Here is a 15,766-nt window from a genome sequence, read left to right as displayed (position 1 = left end):
CGTGCCGCTGCGATAAGGTATACAAGATACCTTGAAAACTACTCCATCCCCAACTTCTTCAACCGATACCGCAATGCTCTGAAACTAATCCCCAACCTCTTCGCCGCCGCCGTTTTGTTCCAGCGGGTCGCCTCCAGTGCTTTTTCAATAGCCTGTCGTTCGATTGACTCCAGGTAGCCCTCCAGATCAATGTCACCCTCCGGTACTAAAGCCGGGCTGGCGTCTGCAGTCGCTGCGCCATTGGCGCCGCCCCCTCCGCAGCCCAGGCCGTTGCCAAGATGCAGATCATTAGCGCTAATCTTATCGGCATCACACAGGGTAAAGGCGCGCTCGAGAATGTTTTCCAGCTCCCGTACGTTGCCAGGAAAATCATGCTCTTTCAGGCGATTGATTGCGGTCTCGGTGAGTGTTGCCGCATCGCACTCGTATTCCCGGGCAATGCGTTCAAGTATGTGGTTTGCCAGAAGCGCGATATCGTCCTTGCGATCCCGAAGGGGAGGTACAGCAAGCTCGATGACATTAATCCGGTAAAACAGATCCTGTCGGAAGCTGCCTTCCTGAACCAGCTCTGCCAGATTTTTGTGGGTCGCACTCAGTAATCTTATGTCGACGGACAGTTCTTTGGTGTCGCCTACCGGGCGCACCGCTTTTTCCTGAATGGCGCGCAGCAGTTTTACCTGCATGGCGAGGGGCAGGTCGGCCACCTCGTCCAAAAACAGCGTGCCGCCGTCGGCGGAGCGGAAGAGCCCGTCTTTGTTTTCGACAGCGCCCGTAAAACTGCCTTTTTTATGCCCGAAAAACTCGCTCTCCATCAACTCTGACGGAATTGCACCGCAGTTTACGGCAATGAAAGGCCCGGTGTTGCGAGGGCCCTGCAAGTGAATCATCCGCGCGACCAGCTCTTTACCGCTACCGGACTCACCACTGACAAAGACAGGTGCCTGGCTTCTCGCCAGTTTTCGGGTCTGGTTGCGTAACTTCTTAATGTGCGCAGAATTGCCTAGCAGAAGGCCTGGCTCATCGTTGTTGTCATCGATAACAGGGCTTGGCTCCGATAGCTTCAGGGCGCTGTTTACCAGTTCCCGGAGCCTGGAGAGCTCGACCGGCTTGGAGACGAAGTCAAATGCGCCGGCTTTCAGCGATTCAATTGCCGTATCCATGTTGCCATAAGCGGTGATAACAGCAACGGGCGTGTCCGGTCGGTGCTGCTGGATCCATTGCACCAGCTCTATGCCGTTGCCGTCTGGCAGGTTCATGTCTGTCAGACAAAGCTGGGGAGTGTGCTGCTCCAGTAGTCTGAATGCACCTGCGAGATCTGCAGCAGTCAGGGTTTTAATACCCATCCGTGTAAGGGTAATTTCGAGGAGGTCCCGGATGTCGGGCTCGTCGTCAACAATCAGAGCTGTATGGGTGGTCATCTTGTTCTATCAATTCCGTTTTGTCAGTTCCACGTCAAATCATGCGCCCAGGGTGGGCAAAGGTAATGCGGAAACAACAGCCGGGTTGGTCGTCTTCCACAAGGGATAAGTGGGCCTGATTAGACTCGCACAGTTCTCTCGCCAGATAAAGCCCCAGACCTGTGCCGCCCTTGTCAGTGGTGTAAAAGGGTTCGAACACCAGGTGGCTTGAGTCTTTAGCCAGGCCAGGGCCAAAATCTCTGACATCCACGTAGGCTCGCCCGCCATCTGCCGTAGCGCCTGCCCGCAATTCAATCTTGCGTTCACCGGTCTGCTGTTGGCTGTAACGCAAGCCATTGTCACACAGGTTTACCAGTACCTGTTCGATCTGGCTTTTATCAAATCGGGCCTCGGGCATATTCGAAGCTGTGCTCAATATCACGGTTGTGCTTGGTATGGTGTTGTCCTGAGTCTGGAGAAAATCCGTTCTGAATTCCTCCAGCCAACTATTTAAATCAACCAGGTCGGCACGGGCTGATTTGCGCCGGGAAAGGCTGAGCACATTCTCGATAATTCCATTTGCCCGCCGGGAATGGCGCTGGATAATGCCCAGCATTTGCTGATCTCCGGTGTCGAGATGGGGCGATTCCTCCATCAGCTGGGCCGCATGGCTGATGGCTCCAAGGGGGTTGCGAATTTCGTGAGCAATCCCGGCCGTCAGCCGACCGAGTGATGCCAGTTTCATCTGCTGGGCCTGTTGGGTCACTTTGCTCATGTCTTCGATAAATACGAGAATCTGGTCTCCGCGCTCCTGATCAAGCTGGGTAAAATTAACTTGCAGGAGCGGCGAAGTGGGGGCCGACTGGAAGGGCTCTATTCGCCGTGCGGGATTTTTAAGCCAGTCTTCCAAGCCGGATTTAAGAAGGGTGGGCAGGGTTCTCGGGCGAGTTGGAGGCGTTCCTTTATCGGTGGGGATGCCAAACAGCAGTTCTTCAGCCGCCGCGTTCGCGAGCCGTATTTGGCCGAAACGGTCAAGCACAAGAATACCTGTGCGCATGCGCTGAATAATCTGCTGATTGATTTGCTCGAGTTCCACAATGCTTTGTGCGCGGCTGCTGGCCAGAGCCTCGCTGCGCATCATTCGCCGCGAAATATTCTGCAAAACAAATGCAGTAGCGAAATACAGGATGCCAAGAGAGCCGGCGCGCACCATGTCATCGGCTGCCCCCCCGATTGTCAGCACTGCCCAGCCAGAAATACTGAGAGAGCATATGGCCGCAAGGGCCGCATAAAATGTTCCCGTGCGGCTGGGGTTAAGGATGTTGCCAGCGGCGACAGAAACAATCACGAGATTGGCCAGCCCGTTAGTGATGCCGGTGCTGACAAACAAAAGGCCGTGCAGAATTAGAATGTCCAGCAATATGGATAACGTGATGTGTCGCTTGCCTGGCTGAAAGCCTGCAAGCATCGTCAGCCCAATGAAGCTGTTCAGAGCGAGATAACCCATTACGCCAAACTGGTAGTAATCCAGAAGCCGGAAACGGACGTCAAAATTGACCGGGTCCACAAACAGCAGGGCGACCAACACCAGGCTGATCACAACCCGGTAATGATTGTAAATGCGGAACAGTTTTCCTTGCTGAAAGCCGGGAGCTCTTTTGCCGGAACTGACTGCTGATACCGTGTCTGTCGCCATGGTTTTCGGAAATCCGTTGTTGAGCAGAAGAAATCAGGGTCTGTGGGAGGTTATAATAGCCTTTTCGTGGCAATGAGTTACAGGAGCCAATCTATGTCTGTTTCCGGGAGTACCCCGCTTTCTAGTAAGTCGCACCGCAAATTGCGGGTTGTAATGGCGCAGATGGATTTTCTGGTGGGGGATATTCCGGGTAACACCGGGCTGATTATTGATGCTGTTAAAAGTGCCTGCTCTGTACATGATGCGGATATCGTTGTTTTCCCTGAGCTGTGCATTACTGGGTATCCGCCAGAAGATTTGTTGCTGCGTCCCAGTATGGATCTCAGAGTGAGTGAGGCGCTGGAACGTCTGCAAAATGCGCAACTCGGTGCAGCGATTGTCATAGGTGCCCCCCTCCGGAGTGAGGGCCTGCTTTACAACGCGGCGGTGGTGATCGAAAACGGCGAAATCACGGGGCGTTATTTCAAGCGCTTTCCGCCCAATTATCAGGTGTTTGACGAGAAGCGCTATTTTGCAGATGGTGCAGGTGCAACGGTGGTCGACATCTGTGGTGTGCCGGTGGGTCTCACGGTGTGCGAAGATATCTGGTCTGACGGCCCCGTGGAGGACTCTGCGGCGGCAGGTGCGCGTCTGATTATCAATCTGAACGCATCGCCCTACGACATCGGCAAGCAAGAGCGGAGAAGGGCGCTGCTTGAGCGTAAGTCTCGCGAGAACCGGGTAAGCATCATATATGTAAATTTGGTGGGTGCTCAGGATGAACTGGTGTTTGATGGCGGTTCGATGGTTTACGACCACTCTGGTGCGCCTGCAGTGGAGGTGCCCCAGTTTGCCGACGGCCTGTTCCCGGTAGATTTCCTGTGTGACCTGCATTGCCAGCCTACCTCACAGCCAGTGCCTGTCGCGCCCTCACTGGAGGCAAACGTTTACAACGCGCTTGTGACCGGGGTGCGCGACTATGTAAACAAAAACGGTTTCAAATCGGTGGTACTCGGGCTTTCCGGCGGTATTGATTCTGCTCTGACGCTGGCAGTGGCGGTGGATGCCCTGGGGCCGGAGCGTGTCCGCGCTGTAATGATGCCGTTCAGGTATACGTCCGGTATCAGCCTTGAAGATGCAGAAGGTCAAGCATTGACGATGGGCGTTCAATACGACGTGTACTCAATCGAGCCTATGTACGAAGCTTTCATGGCGACCTTGGCAGCACCGTTTGAGGGCACAGTCCCGGACACCACAGAGGAGAATCTCCAGGCCCGAATCCGTGGTGTTTTGCTGATGTCACTCTCCAATAAGTTTGGTTCGCTGGTGCTGACAACCGGTAATAAAAGCGAGATGGCGGTGGGGTATTCCACTCTGTATGGCGATATGGCTGGTGGGTTCGATGTGCTCAAGGATGTGCCTAAGACGCTTGTTTTTCGTCTCGCCTGGTATCGCAACTCCGTGTCGCCGGTTATTCCTGAGCGGGTTATTACGCGCCCGCCTTCAGCGGAGTTGGCGCCTGATCAGAAAGATGAAGACAGTCTTCCCGGTTACGACGTGCTGGACGAGATTCTGAACCTCTATGTTGAGCGGGATTTCAGTGCGGATGCAATTATCGCCGAGGGTTTCGACAAAGCGGATGTAAGTCGTGTCATTCGCCTGGTCGATATCAATGAGTATAAGCGCCGGCAAGCCCCGATCGGTGTTCGGATCACGGAGCGCGGTTTTGGGAAAGATCGCCGCTATCCCATTACCAGTGGCTGGAAAAGCGGCAATTAACGGAGAGGTGGCGGGTTTATTTCGGGTTATTCATCGCCCATGAGTCCGAAGGTGACCACGCTGGAGAGTGAGCGGTTCTCACGCTTCAACAGGCTTGCCTGAAACTCACCGTCGCTATTGAAGGCGCTGCTTTCCGGGAAGTTCTGGCGCAGCAGCGCGATCGCATCCTGAGAGCCTTTATTGAACTCCAGGAAGTCGAAAGTTTCGGCCAGGATAATCAGGGCCTCTTCAACGACTGGCGATGAGGGATAGTTCTCGATGATGTAGCGCGCTCTGTTGTTGGCGGCCACGTAGGCTTCCCTTTTGATGTAATAACGAGCAGCGTGGAGCTCCAGCTCCGCCATCCGGTTGCGAACTGCAATCATGCGCTGGCGGGCATCGGCGGCGTATACGCTGTCGGGGTATCGATTTAAAAGCTCGTTAAAATCCCGGAATGCCTGCTGCTGCTCGCCGGCATCGCGGGCAGACACATCAATCGGGAGGTAACGTGCGGCCAGGCCTATATCAAGGTTGTAGGACGCGAGGCCGCGCATATAGAGTGCATAATCAGAATGTTCACTCTGGGGGTTCAAGCGCAGAAAGCGGTCTGCTGCGGCCCGGGAGCCTTCAAGGTCCAGGTTTTGATAGCGGGCATAAATCAGATCAAGCTGCGCCTGTTCAGCGTAGCGGCCGAAAGGATAGTAGGTTTCCAGGGCGTCCAGATTTTGCTCGGATTCATTGAAGTTGCCGGAGTTCATTGCCTCGCGGGCATTGTCATAATAGGTTTTTTCCGGCAACACTTCCTCCTGCTTGTTGGATGCGCAGGCACTGATAAGAACAACCAGTGTGGAAAGTAGCAGTAAACGAAAACCTGATCTCATGCCGGAATCCCGTATAATGTCGATAAATTCGAGTGCGTCATTGTAGCGGGGAACTCGCCTCATGTGCAGTATCACATGGAGGGCTTACCCCGTTTGTTTCAAATTCTGACCGAAACGTAACACACACAGGCCCCGGGGGCTTAATGTCATCTGAAAACCGAATAACTGCCAGCTTTTCTGTACCGCCTGCTCTGAGTGACCGGCGCTTGGACCAGGCTGCAGCAGAGCTCATGCCTGAGCATTCACGTTCGCGCCTGCAATCCTGGATTCGCAGCGGAGCGTTAACAGTGAACGGAGAGGCTCGCAAGCCAAGAGACAAGGTAATGCTGAGTGACCGGCTGGAGCTCGATGCCGAGCCTGAGGCGCAGGTTACCTGGCAGGCCGAAGCGATCAGTCTGGATATCGTTTACGAAGATGAACATATTCTTGTGATTAATAAACCGGCCGGCCTGGTTGTGCATCCAGCTGCTGGCCATGCAGACGGTACGCTGGTGAACGCGTTATTGAACTATGCGCCGGAGGTGGAAAACCTGCCTCGCGCCGGCATTGTTCATCGCCTGGATAAAGACACTTCCGGCATCATGGTGGTGGCGCGTAGTCTGATAGCTCACACCTCTCTGGTTGATCAGCTGCAGACTCGAACCATGGGGCGCGAGTACGAGGCCGTTGTCGTGGGAACTCTGACAGGTGGGGCCACAGTGGACGCGCCCATTGGCCGTCACCCTCATGAACGTAAGAAAATGGGGGTGGTCAAAAGTGGCAAGCCCGCGGTGACTCACTACCGTCTGATTGAGCGCTTTGCCGCCCATACCCATGTGCGCTGCAAGCTGGAAAGCGGTCGCACACACCAGATTCGTGTGCACATGGCTTATGTAAAGCATCCTCTGGTTGGCGATCCCCTCTATGGTGGTCGGTTGCGACTGCCAAAAGGAACAACGGGAGAGTTGCGGTTAGTGCTCTCGGCGTTTCACCGTCAGGCGCTGCATGCGCGCCAGCTCACGCTGGAGCATCCGGCAACCGGGGAGACCCTGAGCTGGGATGTGCCTTTGCCGGAGGACTTCATAGGTTTGCTCGAAGCTTTGCGTAAGCATGTTCAGGAACTGGAGAGTAATGAGTTCTGATGCTGTCTCTGTGCCAGTGCTGATCCGCCCGGATTGGTCGGCGCCCGCAAACATTCGTGCTGTATGTACAACACGGGCGGGTGGTGTTAGTGAGCCCCCTTGGTCCAGTATGAATCTGGGAGATCACGTGGGCGATGTCCCGGAGCATGTGCGGGAAAACCGTATCAGGCTGGCTGGCGCTTGCAACCTTCCGGCCGACGCCTTCGGGTGGTTGAGTCAGGTTCACGGTACTGAGGTTGTCTGCTTGCCTGCCGGAGTTGCGGCTACTATCCCTGAAGCTGATGCGAGCTTCACTCGGACAGTTGGCAGAGCCTGTACTATTCTCACAGCAGACTGTTTGCCTGTTATTCTTTGTGACCAGAATGGGACTACGGTAGCGGCTGCTCATGCTGGTTGGCGTAGTCTGTGCGGTGGGGTGCTGGAAAACCTGGTGGCCAAAATGGAGGTGCCAGCCGATACCTTGATGGCATGGCTTGGGCCTGCCATAGGCCCAAAGGCATTTGAAGTCGGACCAGAAGTCAAAGCGGCTTTTGTGTCGCAAGCTCCAGGGTCAGAGGTTGCTTTCAGTGCTGTGGGTGCCCGAGGAGGGCGCTATATGGCTGATATATACCAGATTGCGCGCAAGCGACTTGAAGCCTTGGGCGTCAAAAATATCTCGGGCGGTAACTTTTGTACGGTTTCCGACAGTCAGAGGTTCTATTCCTATCGTCGTGATGGCCAGACTGGCCGCATGGCAACAGCTATCTGGAAAATCTGAGGTGTGTCAATTTTCTGACAGTTACCCTCTGTGTCGACCTTGAACTTCCCCCGATTGCCCCTACATTAGTTCTCAAAGAACACAAAATGCGCAATAACTGATCGCATTTTCTGACCGGGGAAACAAATCCATGAGAATCGACAAGCTAACCAGCCTTTTGCAAACTGCTCTGGCCGACGCCCAGTCGCTTGCTGTTGGCAAGGATCACAACTTTATTGAACCCCTGCACCTTATGCAGGCGATGCTGGACCAGCAGGGCAGCTCTATCAAACCGCTTCTGAAGCAAGCAGGTGCCGAACCTGGCCGGGTGCGCCAGGCTGTGGCGCAGGAAATTGAGAATTTACCGGAAGTAAGTGGCAGCGCAGGCGATGTCTCCATGTCCAATGACATGGGGCGCTTGTTTAATATTGCCGACAAACTCGCACAAAAGCGTAAAGATCAGTTTATCTCCAGCGAGCTCATGCTACTGGCCGCTCTGGAGGATCGCGGCACGCTTGGTCGTGTATTGCGTGAGCAGGGAGTGGATAAAGCAGCACTGGAAAACGCCATTAATGCGGTACGCGGCGGCGAAGCTGTGGATGATGCTGGTGCCGAGGAAAACCGTCAGGCGCTGTCCAAGTACACGATTGACCTGACCGAGCGCGCGGAGGCTGGAAAGCTCGACCCGGTTATCGGGCGGGACGATGAGATCCGTCGCACTATTCAGGTGTTGCAGCGTCGACGCAAAAACAACCCGGTGCTGATCGGGGAGCCTGGCGTGGGCAAAACTGCCATCGCGGAGGGCCTGGCCCAGCGGATTGTAAACGGCGAGGTGCCTGAGGGCCTGAAAAACAAGCGTGTCTTGTCCCTGGATATGGGCTCGCTAATTGCTGGTGCCAAGTTCCGCGGTGAGTTTGAGGAGCGTTTGAAGGCCGTTTTGAATGAGTTGGCCAAACAGGAAGGGCAGATCATTCTGTTCATCGACGAAATACACACGGTCGTGGGTGCCGGTAAAGCTGAAGGCTCCATGGATGCGGGCAATATGCTCAAGCCTGCATTGGCGCGCGGTGAGTTGCATTGTGTGGGCGCCACTACGCTGAACGAATACCGTGAAAACATCGAAAAGGATGCCGCTCTGGAGCGTCGTTTCCAGAAGGTGCTGGTGAACGAGCCTAACGAAGAAGACACCATCGCGATTCTTCGTGGCTTGAAAGAGCGTTATGAGGTGCATCATGGCGTCGAGGTTACTGACGGCGCCATCATTGCAGCTGCAAAACTCTCGCAGCGCTACATCACCGACCGTCAATTACCTGATAAAGCGATTGACCTCATTGATGAGGCGGCCAGCCAGATTCGTATGGAGATGGACTCAAAACCGGAGCCTCTGGACCGGCTGGAGCGCCGACTGATTCAGCTCAAAATCGAACGGGAAGCGTTGAAGAAAGAGACGGATGCGGCCTCGAAAAAGCGGCTTGAAGAGCTTTCAGGTGTTATTCAGGGCGTGGAGCGGGAATACGCTGATCTTGAAGAGGTCTGGAATACAGAGAAAGCCGCTTTGCATGGCTCCCAGAAGGTAAAGAGCCAGCTGGAGCAAGCTCGTATCGATCTTGAGACCGCTCGCCGTGTAGGTGATCTGGGCAAAATGTCGGAGCTGCAGTATGGCCGCATTCCAGAGCTGGAACGGCAGCTCGATATGGCGAGCCAGGCTGAAATGATGGAAATGAAGCTTCTGCGCAACCGTGTTACCGACGAGGAAATCGCGGAGGTGGTTTCCAAGTGGACCGGGATTCCGGTATCCAGAATGATGGAAGGTGAGCGCGATAAGCTGATGCGTATGGAAGATGAGCTGCATAAGCGGGTTATCGGTCAGAGCGAAGCAGTAGAGGCTGTGTCTAATGCCGTTCGCCGCTCGCGGTCAGGTCTCGCAGATCCGAACAGACCTAATGGTTCGTTTATGTTCCTCGGGCCAACCGGTGTGGGTAAGACCGAGCTCTGTAAAGCTTTGGCGTCGTTTCTGTTTGATACTGATGAGGCCATGGTGCGTATCGACATGTCGGAGTTTATGGAGAAGCACTCCGTTGCCCGCCTGATTGGCGCGCCTCCGGGTTACGTAGGTTATGAGGAAGGTGGGTACCTCACCGAGGCCGTCCGCCGTCGCCCGTACTCTGTGCTGTTGCTTGATGAAGTTGAAAAAGCGCATCCGGATGTATTCAATATATTGCTTCAGGTGCTTGATGATGGACGCCTGACAGATGGTCAGGGTCGTACAGTCGATTTCCGTAATACGGTGATCGTTATGACGTCAAACCTGGGTTCGGACATTATCCAGCAGAAGACCGGCGAAGAAAATTACGAGGCTATGAAGAGCGCGGTCATGGAGGTAGTGGGAACACACTTCCGCCCTGAGTTCATAAACCGGGTGGACGAAGTGGTTGTATTCCATCCGCTTGCAGGAAGCCAGATCCATGGAATAGCGAAAATCCAGATAGAGGTTCTTGGCAAGCGCTTGCAGGATCAGGATATGAAGTTGGAGTTGGACGACGCTGCTCTGGATCTTCTGGCGGAAGTCGGATACGACCCGGTATACGGTGCGCGGCCTCTCAAACGGGCAATTCAGCGAATGATTGAAAACCCGTTGGCGCAAAAACTGTTGCAAGGCGATTTTGTTGCCGGCGATACAATTCTCGCCACTGTGGATGGTGGTGAGTTGGTGTTCAAGAAGGCGTAACTGAAGTCTGAAAAAGGGGGGCGGAGTTGTAGTTCCGCCTCCTTTATTCATCTTATCTCTAGTTCGGAAATCAGCTACAGAGCTTCAGACTCACAGTTCTCAGCGGCAATTTTTTCCAGTTTTTCGCGCTGTTCGGAGACCTCCTCCGGGCTCAGGTAGCGCAATTCTCCGTCTTCCTCGATACGGATCCGTGCGTTGCTGTCGATCACCTTCAGGTTTTCTTGAGCAGTTTCACAGTTGGCGGCACGTTGCTTGCGTCGTGCGGCTTCAACTGCAGTCTCCTTTTCCCTGTCGGCTTCTTTCTGCTGTTGCTCTTGAAGTTTGCCAAGCTGCTCTTGCGGGCTTGACCGGTTGGTCGCGGCTGCAGAAGATGTCCCCGAACGAACGTTGACTGTTTCAGAGTTCGACCCCACAGGTTGGCGGTCACCAAAATGGGTTACGCCGTTTTCGTCCGTCCACTTGTACACCGAGGCGCCCATTGCCATGCAGGGTACTACGGCCATTAATAGTGTCAGTGTCAGGGTTTTTCTGTTCATGGCTCTACTCGTGGTGTGTAAACTGTTTCAGACAGGTCAGCAACCTGAATGCCTGGTACCGTTAGTCTGTAAAATATTTGCCTATGATGCCAGTTGTCCGAAGTATTTTCTTCTGCCTGGTTCAAATCTAGACATCTAAGTTGCGACTAAATTATGCCAGACCATTGGCCAGTACGCGCATAGAATACAGCAGAGCCTATTGACAGGGGATTTCGCGCTGTCAGAATTACTGATTGCCTGAAGACTGGGGTTAATTCGGCCGGCAATCCCGTGCACCTATTCCCCGTTATCTACCACACTGAGCGTCCCGCGCGTCTGTCGCGGAATGGTTGTTGCTTACGTGCAACCCATCGATTGGCCGTTCTCCGCAACCCTCAGGAGGGCGGCTGGCCAGGAGACAACCTCTTTGCAAGGTGTGAAGCAGCCGGTTCCGCTTTCAAAAGAAGCAGGGAAACCGTGAACCCAGGCGACCGGTCGGGCATGTGCCCGGCTCATTCACTCGTAGAAGAGGGTAGAAAATCGTGGAGTTATTGTCTGGCGCCGATATGCTGATCCGCTCCCTACAGGATGAAGGGATCGAGTACATATACGGCTATCCGGGTGGCGCAGCCCTGCATATTTATGATGCGCTGTTCAGGCAGGATAAGGTCAAACACATTCTGGTAAGGCACGAGCAGGCAGCTGTGCACATGGCTGATGGCTATGCGCGCGCCTCCGGGCAGCCCGGAACTGTGCTTGTGACCTCCGGCCCTGGAGCCACCAACACCATTACCGGTATCGCTACGGCGTTCATGGACTCCATCCCCATGGTGGTTCTGTGCGGCCAGGTAGCCTCTACACTGATTGGCGAAGATGCCTTTCAGGAAACCGATATGATTGGTGTATCCCGTCCTGTCGTTAAACACAATCTCAGTGTGCGGCACCCTTCAGAGATCCCGGAGATTATCCGCAAGGCGTATTACATAGCGTCGACCGGGCGTCCCGGTCCTGTTGTTGTGGACATCCCCAAAGATATGACTGCGCCGAACGAGCGCTTTGAATATGCTTACCCGAAAAAGGTCAAGCTGCGCTCTTATAATCCGGCAATTCGTGGCCACGCCGGCCAGATCAAAAAAGCGGTCGATATGATGCTGGCGGCTCGTCGCCCGATCATCTATGCCGGTGGTGGCGTCATTCTGGGCAAGGCATCCGGTCAATTGACCGAGCTGGTTCGCAAGCTGGGTTTTCCAGTCACCAACACTCTGATGGGTATTGGTTGTTATCCCGCCAGTGACAAGCAGCATCTTGGCTGGCTTGGCATGCACGGAACCTATGAAGCCAATATGGCTATGCATCATTCGGATCTTATTCTGGCAGTCGGTGCGCGGTTTGATGACCGGGTGACTAACGCAACTGAAAAGTTCTGCCCTGGTGCTCGAATTATTCACATCGATATTGATCCGGCTTCTATTTCCAAAACGATCGACGCTGATGTTCCCATCGTCGGACCGGTTGATGCAGTTCTCAAGGAAATGCTTTCACTGGTCAAGGAGAGTAAAGAAAAACCGGATGCAGAGGCGCTTTCGTCGTGGTGGAAACAGATTGATGAATGGCGTGCTTTCCACGGTATGCGTTACGAAACCAGCCCGGATGTTATCAAGCCTCAGGAAGTGGTAGAGATGCTGTGCCGCCTCACTAATGGAGATGCGTTTGTAACCTCCGATGTGGGTCAGCACCAGATGTTTGCTGCCCAGTACTACAAGTTCGACAAGCCTAACCGGTGGATCAACTCCGGTGGCCTTGGGACCATGGGCTTCGGCTTGCCTGCTGCGATGGGTGTCAAGTTGAACTACCCGGACGATGAAGTGCTTTGCATAACGGGCGAAGGCAGTATCCAGATGAACATTCAGGAATTGTCTACCTGCAACCAGTACAATTTGCCGGTGAAGATCATCAACCTGAACAACCAGTCCCTGGGTATGGTAAGGCAGTGGCAGGACATGAATTACGAGTCCCGTCATTCCCATTCTTACATGGAATCCCTGCCAGACTTCATCAAGCTGGCGGAAGCCTATGGCCATGTCGGCGTCCGGATCGACAGAAAAGAAGATCTTGAGCCGAAGCTCAAAGAAGTTCTGGCAATGAAAGACAAGCTGGTGTTTGTCGATATCCAGGTTGACCGCTTCGAGCACGTATATCCGATGCAAGTAGCCCGTGGCTGCATGAAAGATATGTGGCTCAGCAAGACGGAGAGGGTGTGATCATGCGTCGAATCATTTCTGTGTTGCTAGAAAATGAGCCAGGCGCTCTGTCTCGTGTAGTTGGTCTGTTTTCACAGCGGAATTACAACATTGAGACCTTGACCGTTGCGCCTACTGAAGACGAAACCTTATCCCGGCTTACGGTTACCACGTCTGGTTCCGATAGGGTTATTGAGCAGATTACCAAGCAACTCAACAAGCTGGTTGAGGTGGTCAAGCTGGTTGATTTGACCGAAGGCCCTCACATCGAACGGGAGCTGATGCTGGTCAAATTGAAAGCAACAGGTTCTCAGCGTGCCGAAATCAAACGTACGGTGGATATTTTCCGGGGCCAGATTGTTGACGTTACCAGCTCGGTCTATACGGTTCAGTTGGCTGGCGACAGCGACAAGCTGGATGGCTTTATTCAGGCTATCGGTACGTCGGGTGTTCTTGAAGTAGTGCGCTCTGGTGTTTCCGGAATCGCCAGAGGCGAGAAGGTTTTGAGCCTTTAAGTCTTTTTATAATTTACGAACGTTCTGGCTTTTTTATAAGGCCACCACATAAAAACAGAGGTTTGTCATGCAGGTTTATTACGATAAGGATTGCGATCTTTCTATTATCCAGGGCAAGAAAGTTGCCATCATCGGTTTTGGCTCACAGGGCCACGCACATGCGTGTAACCTGAAAGAGTCCGGTGTTGATGTCACTGTCGGGCTGCGCCCGGGGTCTTCCTCTATTGCCAAGGCAGAAGCCTATGGCCTGAAAACCAGTGATGTACCATCTGCAGTTGCTGCTGCCGATGTTGTTATGGTTCTCACTCCAGACGAATTTCAGTCCCAGTTGTACAAGGCCGAGATCGAGCCTAACCTGAAGCAGGGTGCAACTCTTGCGTTTGCTCACGGCTTCGCAATCCACTACAACCAGATTGTTCCGCGTAAAGATCTCGACGTTATCATGGTTGCTCCCAAGGCTCCGGGGCACACTGTGCGCACTGAGTTCGCCAACGGTGGTGGTATCCCTGATCTGATTGCCATCTTCCAGGACGCTTCGGGTAATGCCAAGAACTTGTCATTGTCGTATGCCAGCGGCATCGGCGGTGGGCGTACAGGTATCATTGAAACGACCTTTAAAGATGAGACTGAAACCGACTTGTTCGGTGAGCAAGCTGTTCTGTGCGGCGGCGCGGTTGAGCTGGTAAAAGCTGGTTTTGAGACTCTTACCGAAGCCGGTTATGCGCCGGAAATGGCATACTTTGAGTGTTTGCATGAGTTGAAGCTTATTGTCGACCTGATGTACGAAGGCGGTATCGCCAACATGAACTACTCCATCTCCAACAATGCGGAGTATGGCGAGTATGTAACTGGCCCCGAAGTTATCAACGAACAGTCTCGCGAGGCTATGCGTAATGCACTTAAGCGCATTCAGAGTGGTGAGTACGCGAAGATGTTTATTTCGGAAGGTGCTCTTAACTACCCGTCAATGACGGCTCGTCGTCGTCAGAATGCCGCTCATGAGATTGAAGTGACAGGTGAGAAGCTTCGCGGAATGATGCCGTGGATTTCCGCCAACAAGATTGTGGATAAGGATAAAAACTAAGCGGAGTTTCGCTTGGTTTAACGAAACGCGGCCCGGGTGGCCGCGTTTTTCGTATATACTCCGCTCAAATACTTTCCGGAGTAATGGGAATGACTGAAGAAAGAAAAGATGCCGAATCGAACGCCGTGCCAAGTGAGCCGGAGCTGACCTCCAATTCATCTGGGGAGTGTGATGTAGAGCCGGGCGAAGTTGTAGAAGAAGAGCTGGTCGAAGGAGCCCCGGTCCGCAGAAAGGGAATTTATCTTCTGCCTAATGCACTGACAACGGCTTCGTTATTTTCCGGGTTCTATGCGATTGTTTCAGCGGCAGGCGGTGTTTTCGATAATGCAGCCATTGCGATTTTCGTGTCCATGATTCTTGATGGGCTTGACGGGCGTGTGGCCCGTATGACCAATACGCAGAGCAAATTTGGTGAAGAGTACGACAGCCTTGCGGATATGGTGGCGTTTGGTGTTGCGCCCGGGTTTGTCGCGTTCTTTTGGTCGTTGAACGGACTGGATAAGATCGGTTGGGCCATCACTTTCATCTACGTTGCCGGTGCAGCGTTGCGTCTTGCGCGATTCAATACCCAGATCGGTTCTGTGGATAAAAAGTTTTTTGTCGGTCTGCCCAGTCCTGCTGCTGCTGCATGTGTCGCCGGACTGGTATGGTGCTTCCATACGTTTGAGCCTTCGGCCTGGCTTACCTTTCTGACTATTGTAGTTGTGGGTGGCGCGGGAGTGCTGATGGTCAGCAATGTGCTGTACCGCAGTTTCAAGGATCTTGATATGCGTGGGCGGGTGCCTTTCGCGGCAATTCTGCTTGTTGTCTTGATTCTGGTGGTGATTGCGCTGGATCCCGCTACCGTCCTTTTCACCGGTTTTCTTATTTATGCTTCGTCGGGTCCTGTTCGTGCGCTATTTCGCGGTAAGCCGCGCCGCCGGTCGAGCAAAGCTGGCAAGTAAAGCTTCAGGATTAGGGGGAAATAGTACGGTTTTTGATCGGTTTCTTCCTTGTTTGGGTGATTTAGTAGGTGGAAACCGAAGTCCTTTATAAATAATTCAAAATGCCCGTTGACAGATCTGCGTGTGTCTGTAGAATGCGCATCTCCTTCGAGGGACACACCGCTGAGGCGGG

The 15,766-nt window shown here is 53.6% G+C and carries 12 protein-coding genes; 8 read left to right on the top strand and 4 right to left on the bottom strand.

Annotated elements, in window-relative coordinates; genetic code table 11:
- Positions 1-38: 38 nt before the first annotated feature.
- Positions 39-1,418: a sigma-54 dependent transcriptional regulator gene (locus Q4606_RS15415; RefSeq protein WP_303608080.1), complete on the bottom strand. Its 1,380-nt coding sequence runs from the start codon at positions 1,416-1,418 to the stop codon at positions 39-41.
- A 34-nt stretch (positions 1,419-1,452) separates the two neighbouring features.
- The gene (locus Q4606_RS15410) at positions 1,453-3,093 is read right to left on the bottom strand and encodes a PAS domain-containing sensor histidine kinase (RefSeq protein ID WP_303608079.1); all 1,641 of its coding nucleotides are present in this window, start codon (positions 3,091-3,093) and stop codon (positions 1,453-1,455) included.
- 93 nt (positions 3,094-3,186) lie between these two features.
- Here Q4606_RS15410 and Q4606_RS15405 point away from each other — a divergent pair, with 93 nt between their 5' ends.
- The gene (locus Q4606_RS15405) at positions 3,187-4,851 is read left to right on the top strand and encodes an NAD+ synthase (RefSeq protein ID WP_303608078.1); all 1,665 of its coding nucleotides are present in this window, start codon (positions 3,187-3,189) and stop codon (positions 4,849-4,851) included.
- 26 nt (positions 4,852-4,877) lie between these two features.
- On the opposite strand, the gene Q4606_RS15400 is transcribed toward Q4606_RS15405, so the two are convergent.
- The gene (locus tag Q4606_RS15400) at positions 4,878-5,711 is read right to left on the bottom strand and encodes an outer membrane protein assembly factor BamD (protein ID WP_303597555.1); all 834 of its coding nucleotides are present in this window, start codon (positions 5,709-5,711) and stop codon (positions 4,878-4,880) included.
- A gap of 143 nt (positions 5,712-5,854) precedes the next feature.
- On the opposite strand from Q4606_RS15400, the gene rluD reads away from it, so the two are divergent.
- From rluD to clpB, 3 genes are all read left to right on the top strand, one after another.
- Positions 5,855-6,832, top strand: a complete 978-nt coding sequence (gene rluD / locus Q4606_RS15395) for a 23S rRNA pseudouridine(1911/1915/1917) synthase RluD (protein WP_303608077.1) — start codon at positions 5,855-5,857, stop codon at positions 6,830-6,832.
- The gene (gene pgeF, locus Q4606_RS15390; RefSeq protein ID WP_303608076.1) at positions 6,822-7,589 is read left to right on the top strand and encodes a peptidoglycan editing factor PgeF; all 768 of its coding nucleotides are present in this window, start codon (positions 6,822-6,824) and stop codon (positions 7,587-7,589) included. Before rluD ends, pgeF begins: the two co-directional genes overlap by 11 nt.
- Before the next feature lie 130 nt (positions 7,590-7,719).
- Positions 7,720-10,296, top strand: a complete 2,577-nt coding sequence (gene clpB, locus Q4606_RS15385) for an ATP-dependent chaperone ClpB (protein ID WP_303608075.1) — start codon at positions 7,720-7,722, stop codon at positions 10,294-10,296.
- A 74-nt stretch (positions 10,297-10,370) separates the two neighbouring features.
- On the opposite strand, the gene Q4606_RS15380 is transcribed toward clpB, so the two are convergent.
- Positions 10,371-10,832 (bottom strand): DUF4124 domain-containing protein, encoded by a 462-nt coding sequence (locus Q4606_RS15380; protein ID WP_303608074.1) that lies wholly within the window; start codon positions 10,830-10,832, stop codon positions 10,371-10,373.
- Between the two features lie 521 nt (positions 10,833-11,353).
- On the opposite strand from Q4606_RS15380, the gene Q4606_RS15375 reads away from it, so the two are divergent.
- The 4 genes from Q4606_RS15375 to pssA all read left to right on the top strand — a co-directional run bounded on the left by Q4606_RS15375 (position 11,354) and on the right by pssA (position 15,594).
- Positions 11,354-13,072, top strand: coding sequence for an acetolactate synthase 3 large subunit (locus Q4606_RS15375; protein ID WP_303608073.1), 1,719 nt, complete (start codon positions 11,354-11,356; stop codon positions 13,070-13,072).
- A 2-nt stretch (positions 13,073-13,074) separates the two neighbouring features.
- On the top strand, positions 13,075-13,566 hold the full coding sequence (ilvN, locus tag Q4606_RS15370) for an acetolactate synthase small subunit (RefSeq protein ID WP_096784020.1): 492 nt from the start codon (positions 13,075-13,077) through the stop codon (positions 13,564-13,566).
- Positions 13,567-13,633: 67 nt separating this feature from the next.
- Entirely contained in the window at positions 13,634-14,650 is a 1,017-nt protein-coding gene (gene ilvC / locus Q4606_RS15365) for a ketol-acid reductoisomerase (protein WP_303597550.1), read from the top strand.
- Positions 14,651-14,739: 89 nt separating this feature from the next.
- Positions 14,740-15,594 (top strand): CDP-diacylglycerol--serine O-phosphatidyltransferase, encoded by an 855-nt coding sequence (gene pssA / locus Q4606_RS15360; protein ID WP_303597551.1) that lies wholly within the window; start codon positions 14,740-14,742, stop codon positions 15,592-15,594.
- Positions 15,595-15,766 lie beyond the last annotated feature (172 nt).

Origin of the sequence: Marinobacter sp. 1_MG-2023, assembly GCF_030549045.1 — a bacterium.
Classification (GTDB): Bacteria; Pseudomonadota; Gammaproteobacteria; order Pseudomonadales; family Oleiphilaceae; genus Marinobacter.
The sequence above is the reverse complement of the archived record's forward strand: the minus strand, read 5'-3'. Positions and strand labels throughout refer to the sequence as shown.

What these genes read in the sequence shown, in the direction of transcription:
- Q4606_RS15415 (WP_303608080.1), bottom strand. Translation starts at nt 1,418, where the DNA reads ATGACCACCCATACAGCTCTGATTGTTGACGACGAGCCCGACATCCGG.
- Q4606_RS15410 (WP_303608079.1), bottom strand. Translation starts at nt 3,093, where the DNA reads ATGGCGACAGACACGGTATCAGCAGTCAGTTCCGGCAAAAGAGCTCCC.
- Q4606_RS15405 (WP_303608078.1), top strand. Translation starts at nt 3,187, where the DNA reads ATGTCTGTTTCCGGGAGTACCCCGCTTTCTAGTAAGTCGCACCGCAAA.
- Q4606_RS15400 (WP_303597555.1), bottom strand. Translation starts at nt 5,711, where the DNA reads ATGAGATCAGGTTTTCGTTTACTGCTACTTTCCACACTGGTTGTTCTT.
- rluD (WP_303608077.1), top strand. Translation starts at nt 5,855, where the DNA reads ATGTCATCTGAAAACCGAATAACTGCCAGCTTTTCTGTACCGCCTGCT.
- pgeF (WP_303608076.1), top strand. Translation starts at nt 6,822, where the DNA reads ATGAGTTCTGATGCTGTCTCTGTGCCAGTGCTGATCCGCCCGGATTGG.
- clpB (WP_303608075.1), top strand. Translation starts at nt 7,720, where the DNA reads ATGAGAATCGACAAGCTAACCAGCCTTTTGCAAACTGCTCTGGCCGAC.
- Q4606_RS15380 (WP_303608074.1), bottom strand. Translation starts at nt 10,832, where the DNA reads ATGAACAGAAAAACCCTGACACTGACACTATTAATGGCCGTAGTACCC.
- ilvN (WP_096784020.1), top strand. Translation starts at nt 13,075, where the DNA reads ATGCGTCGAATCATTTCTGTGTTGCTAGAAAATGAGCCAGGCGCTCTG.
- ilvC (WP_303597550.1), top strand. Translation starts at nt 13,634, where the DNA reads ATGCAGGTTTATTACGATAAGGATTGCGATCTTTCTATTATCCAGGGC.
- pssA (WP_303597551.1), top strand. Translation starts at nt 14,740, where the DNA reads ATGACTGAAGAAAGAAAAGATGCCGAATCGAACGCCGTGCCAAGTGAG.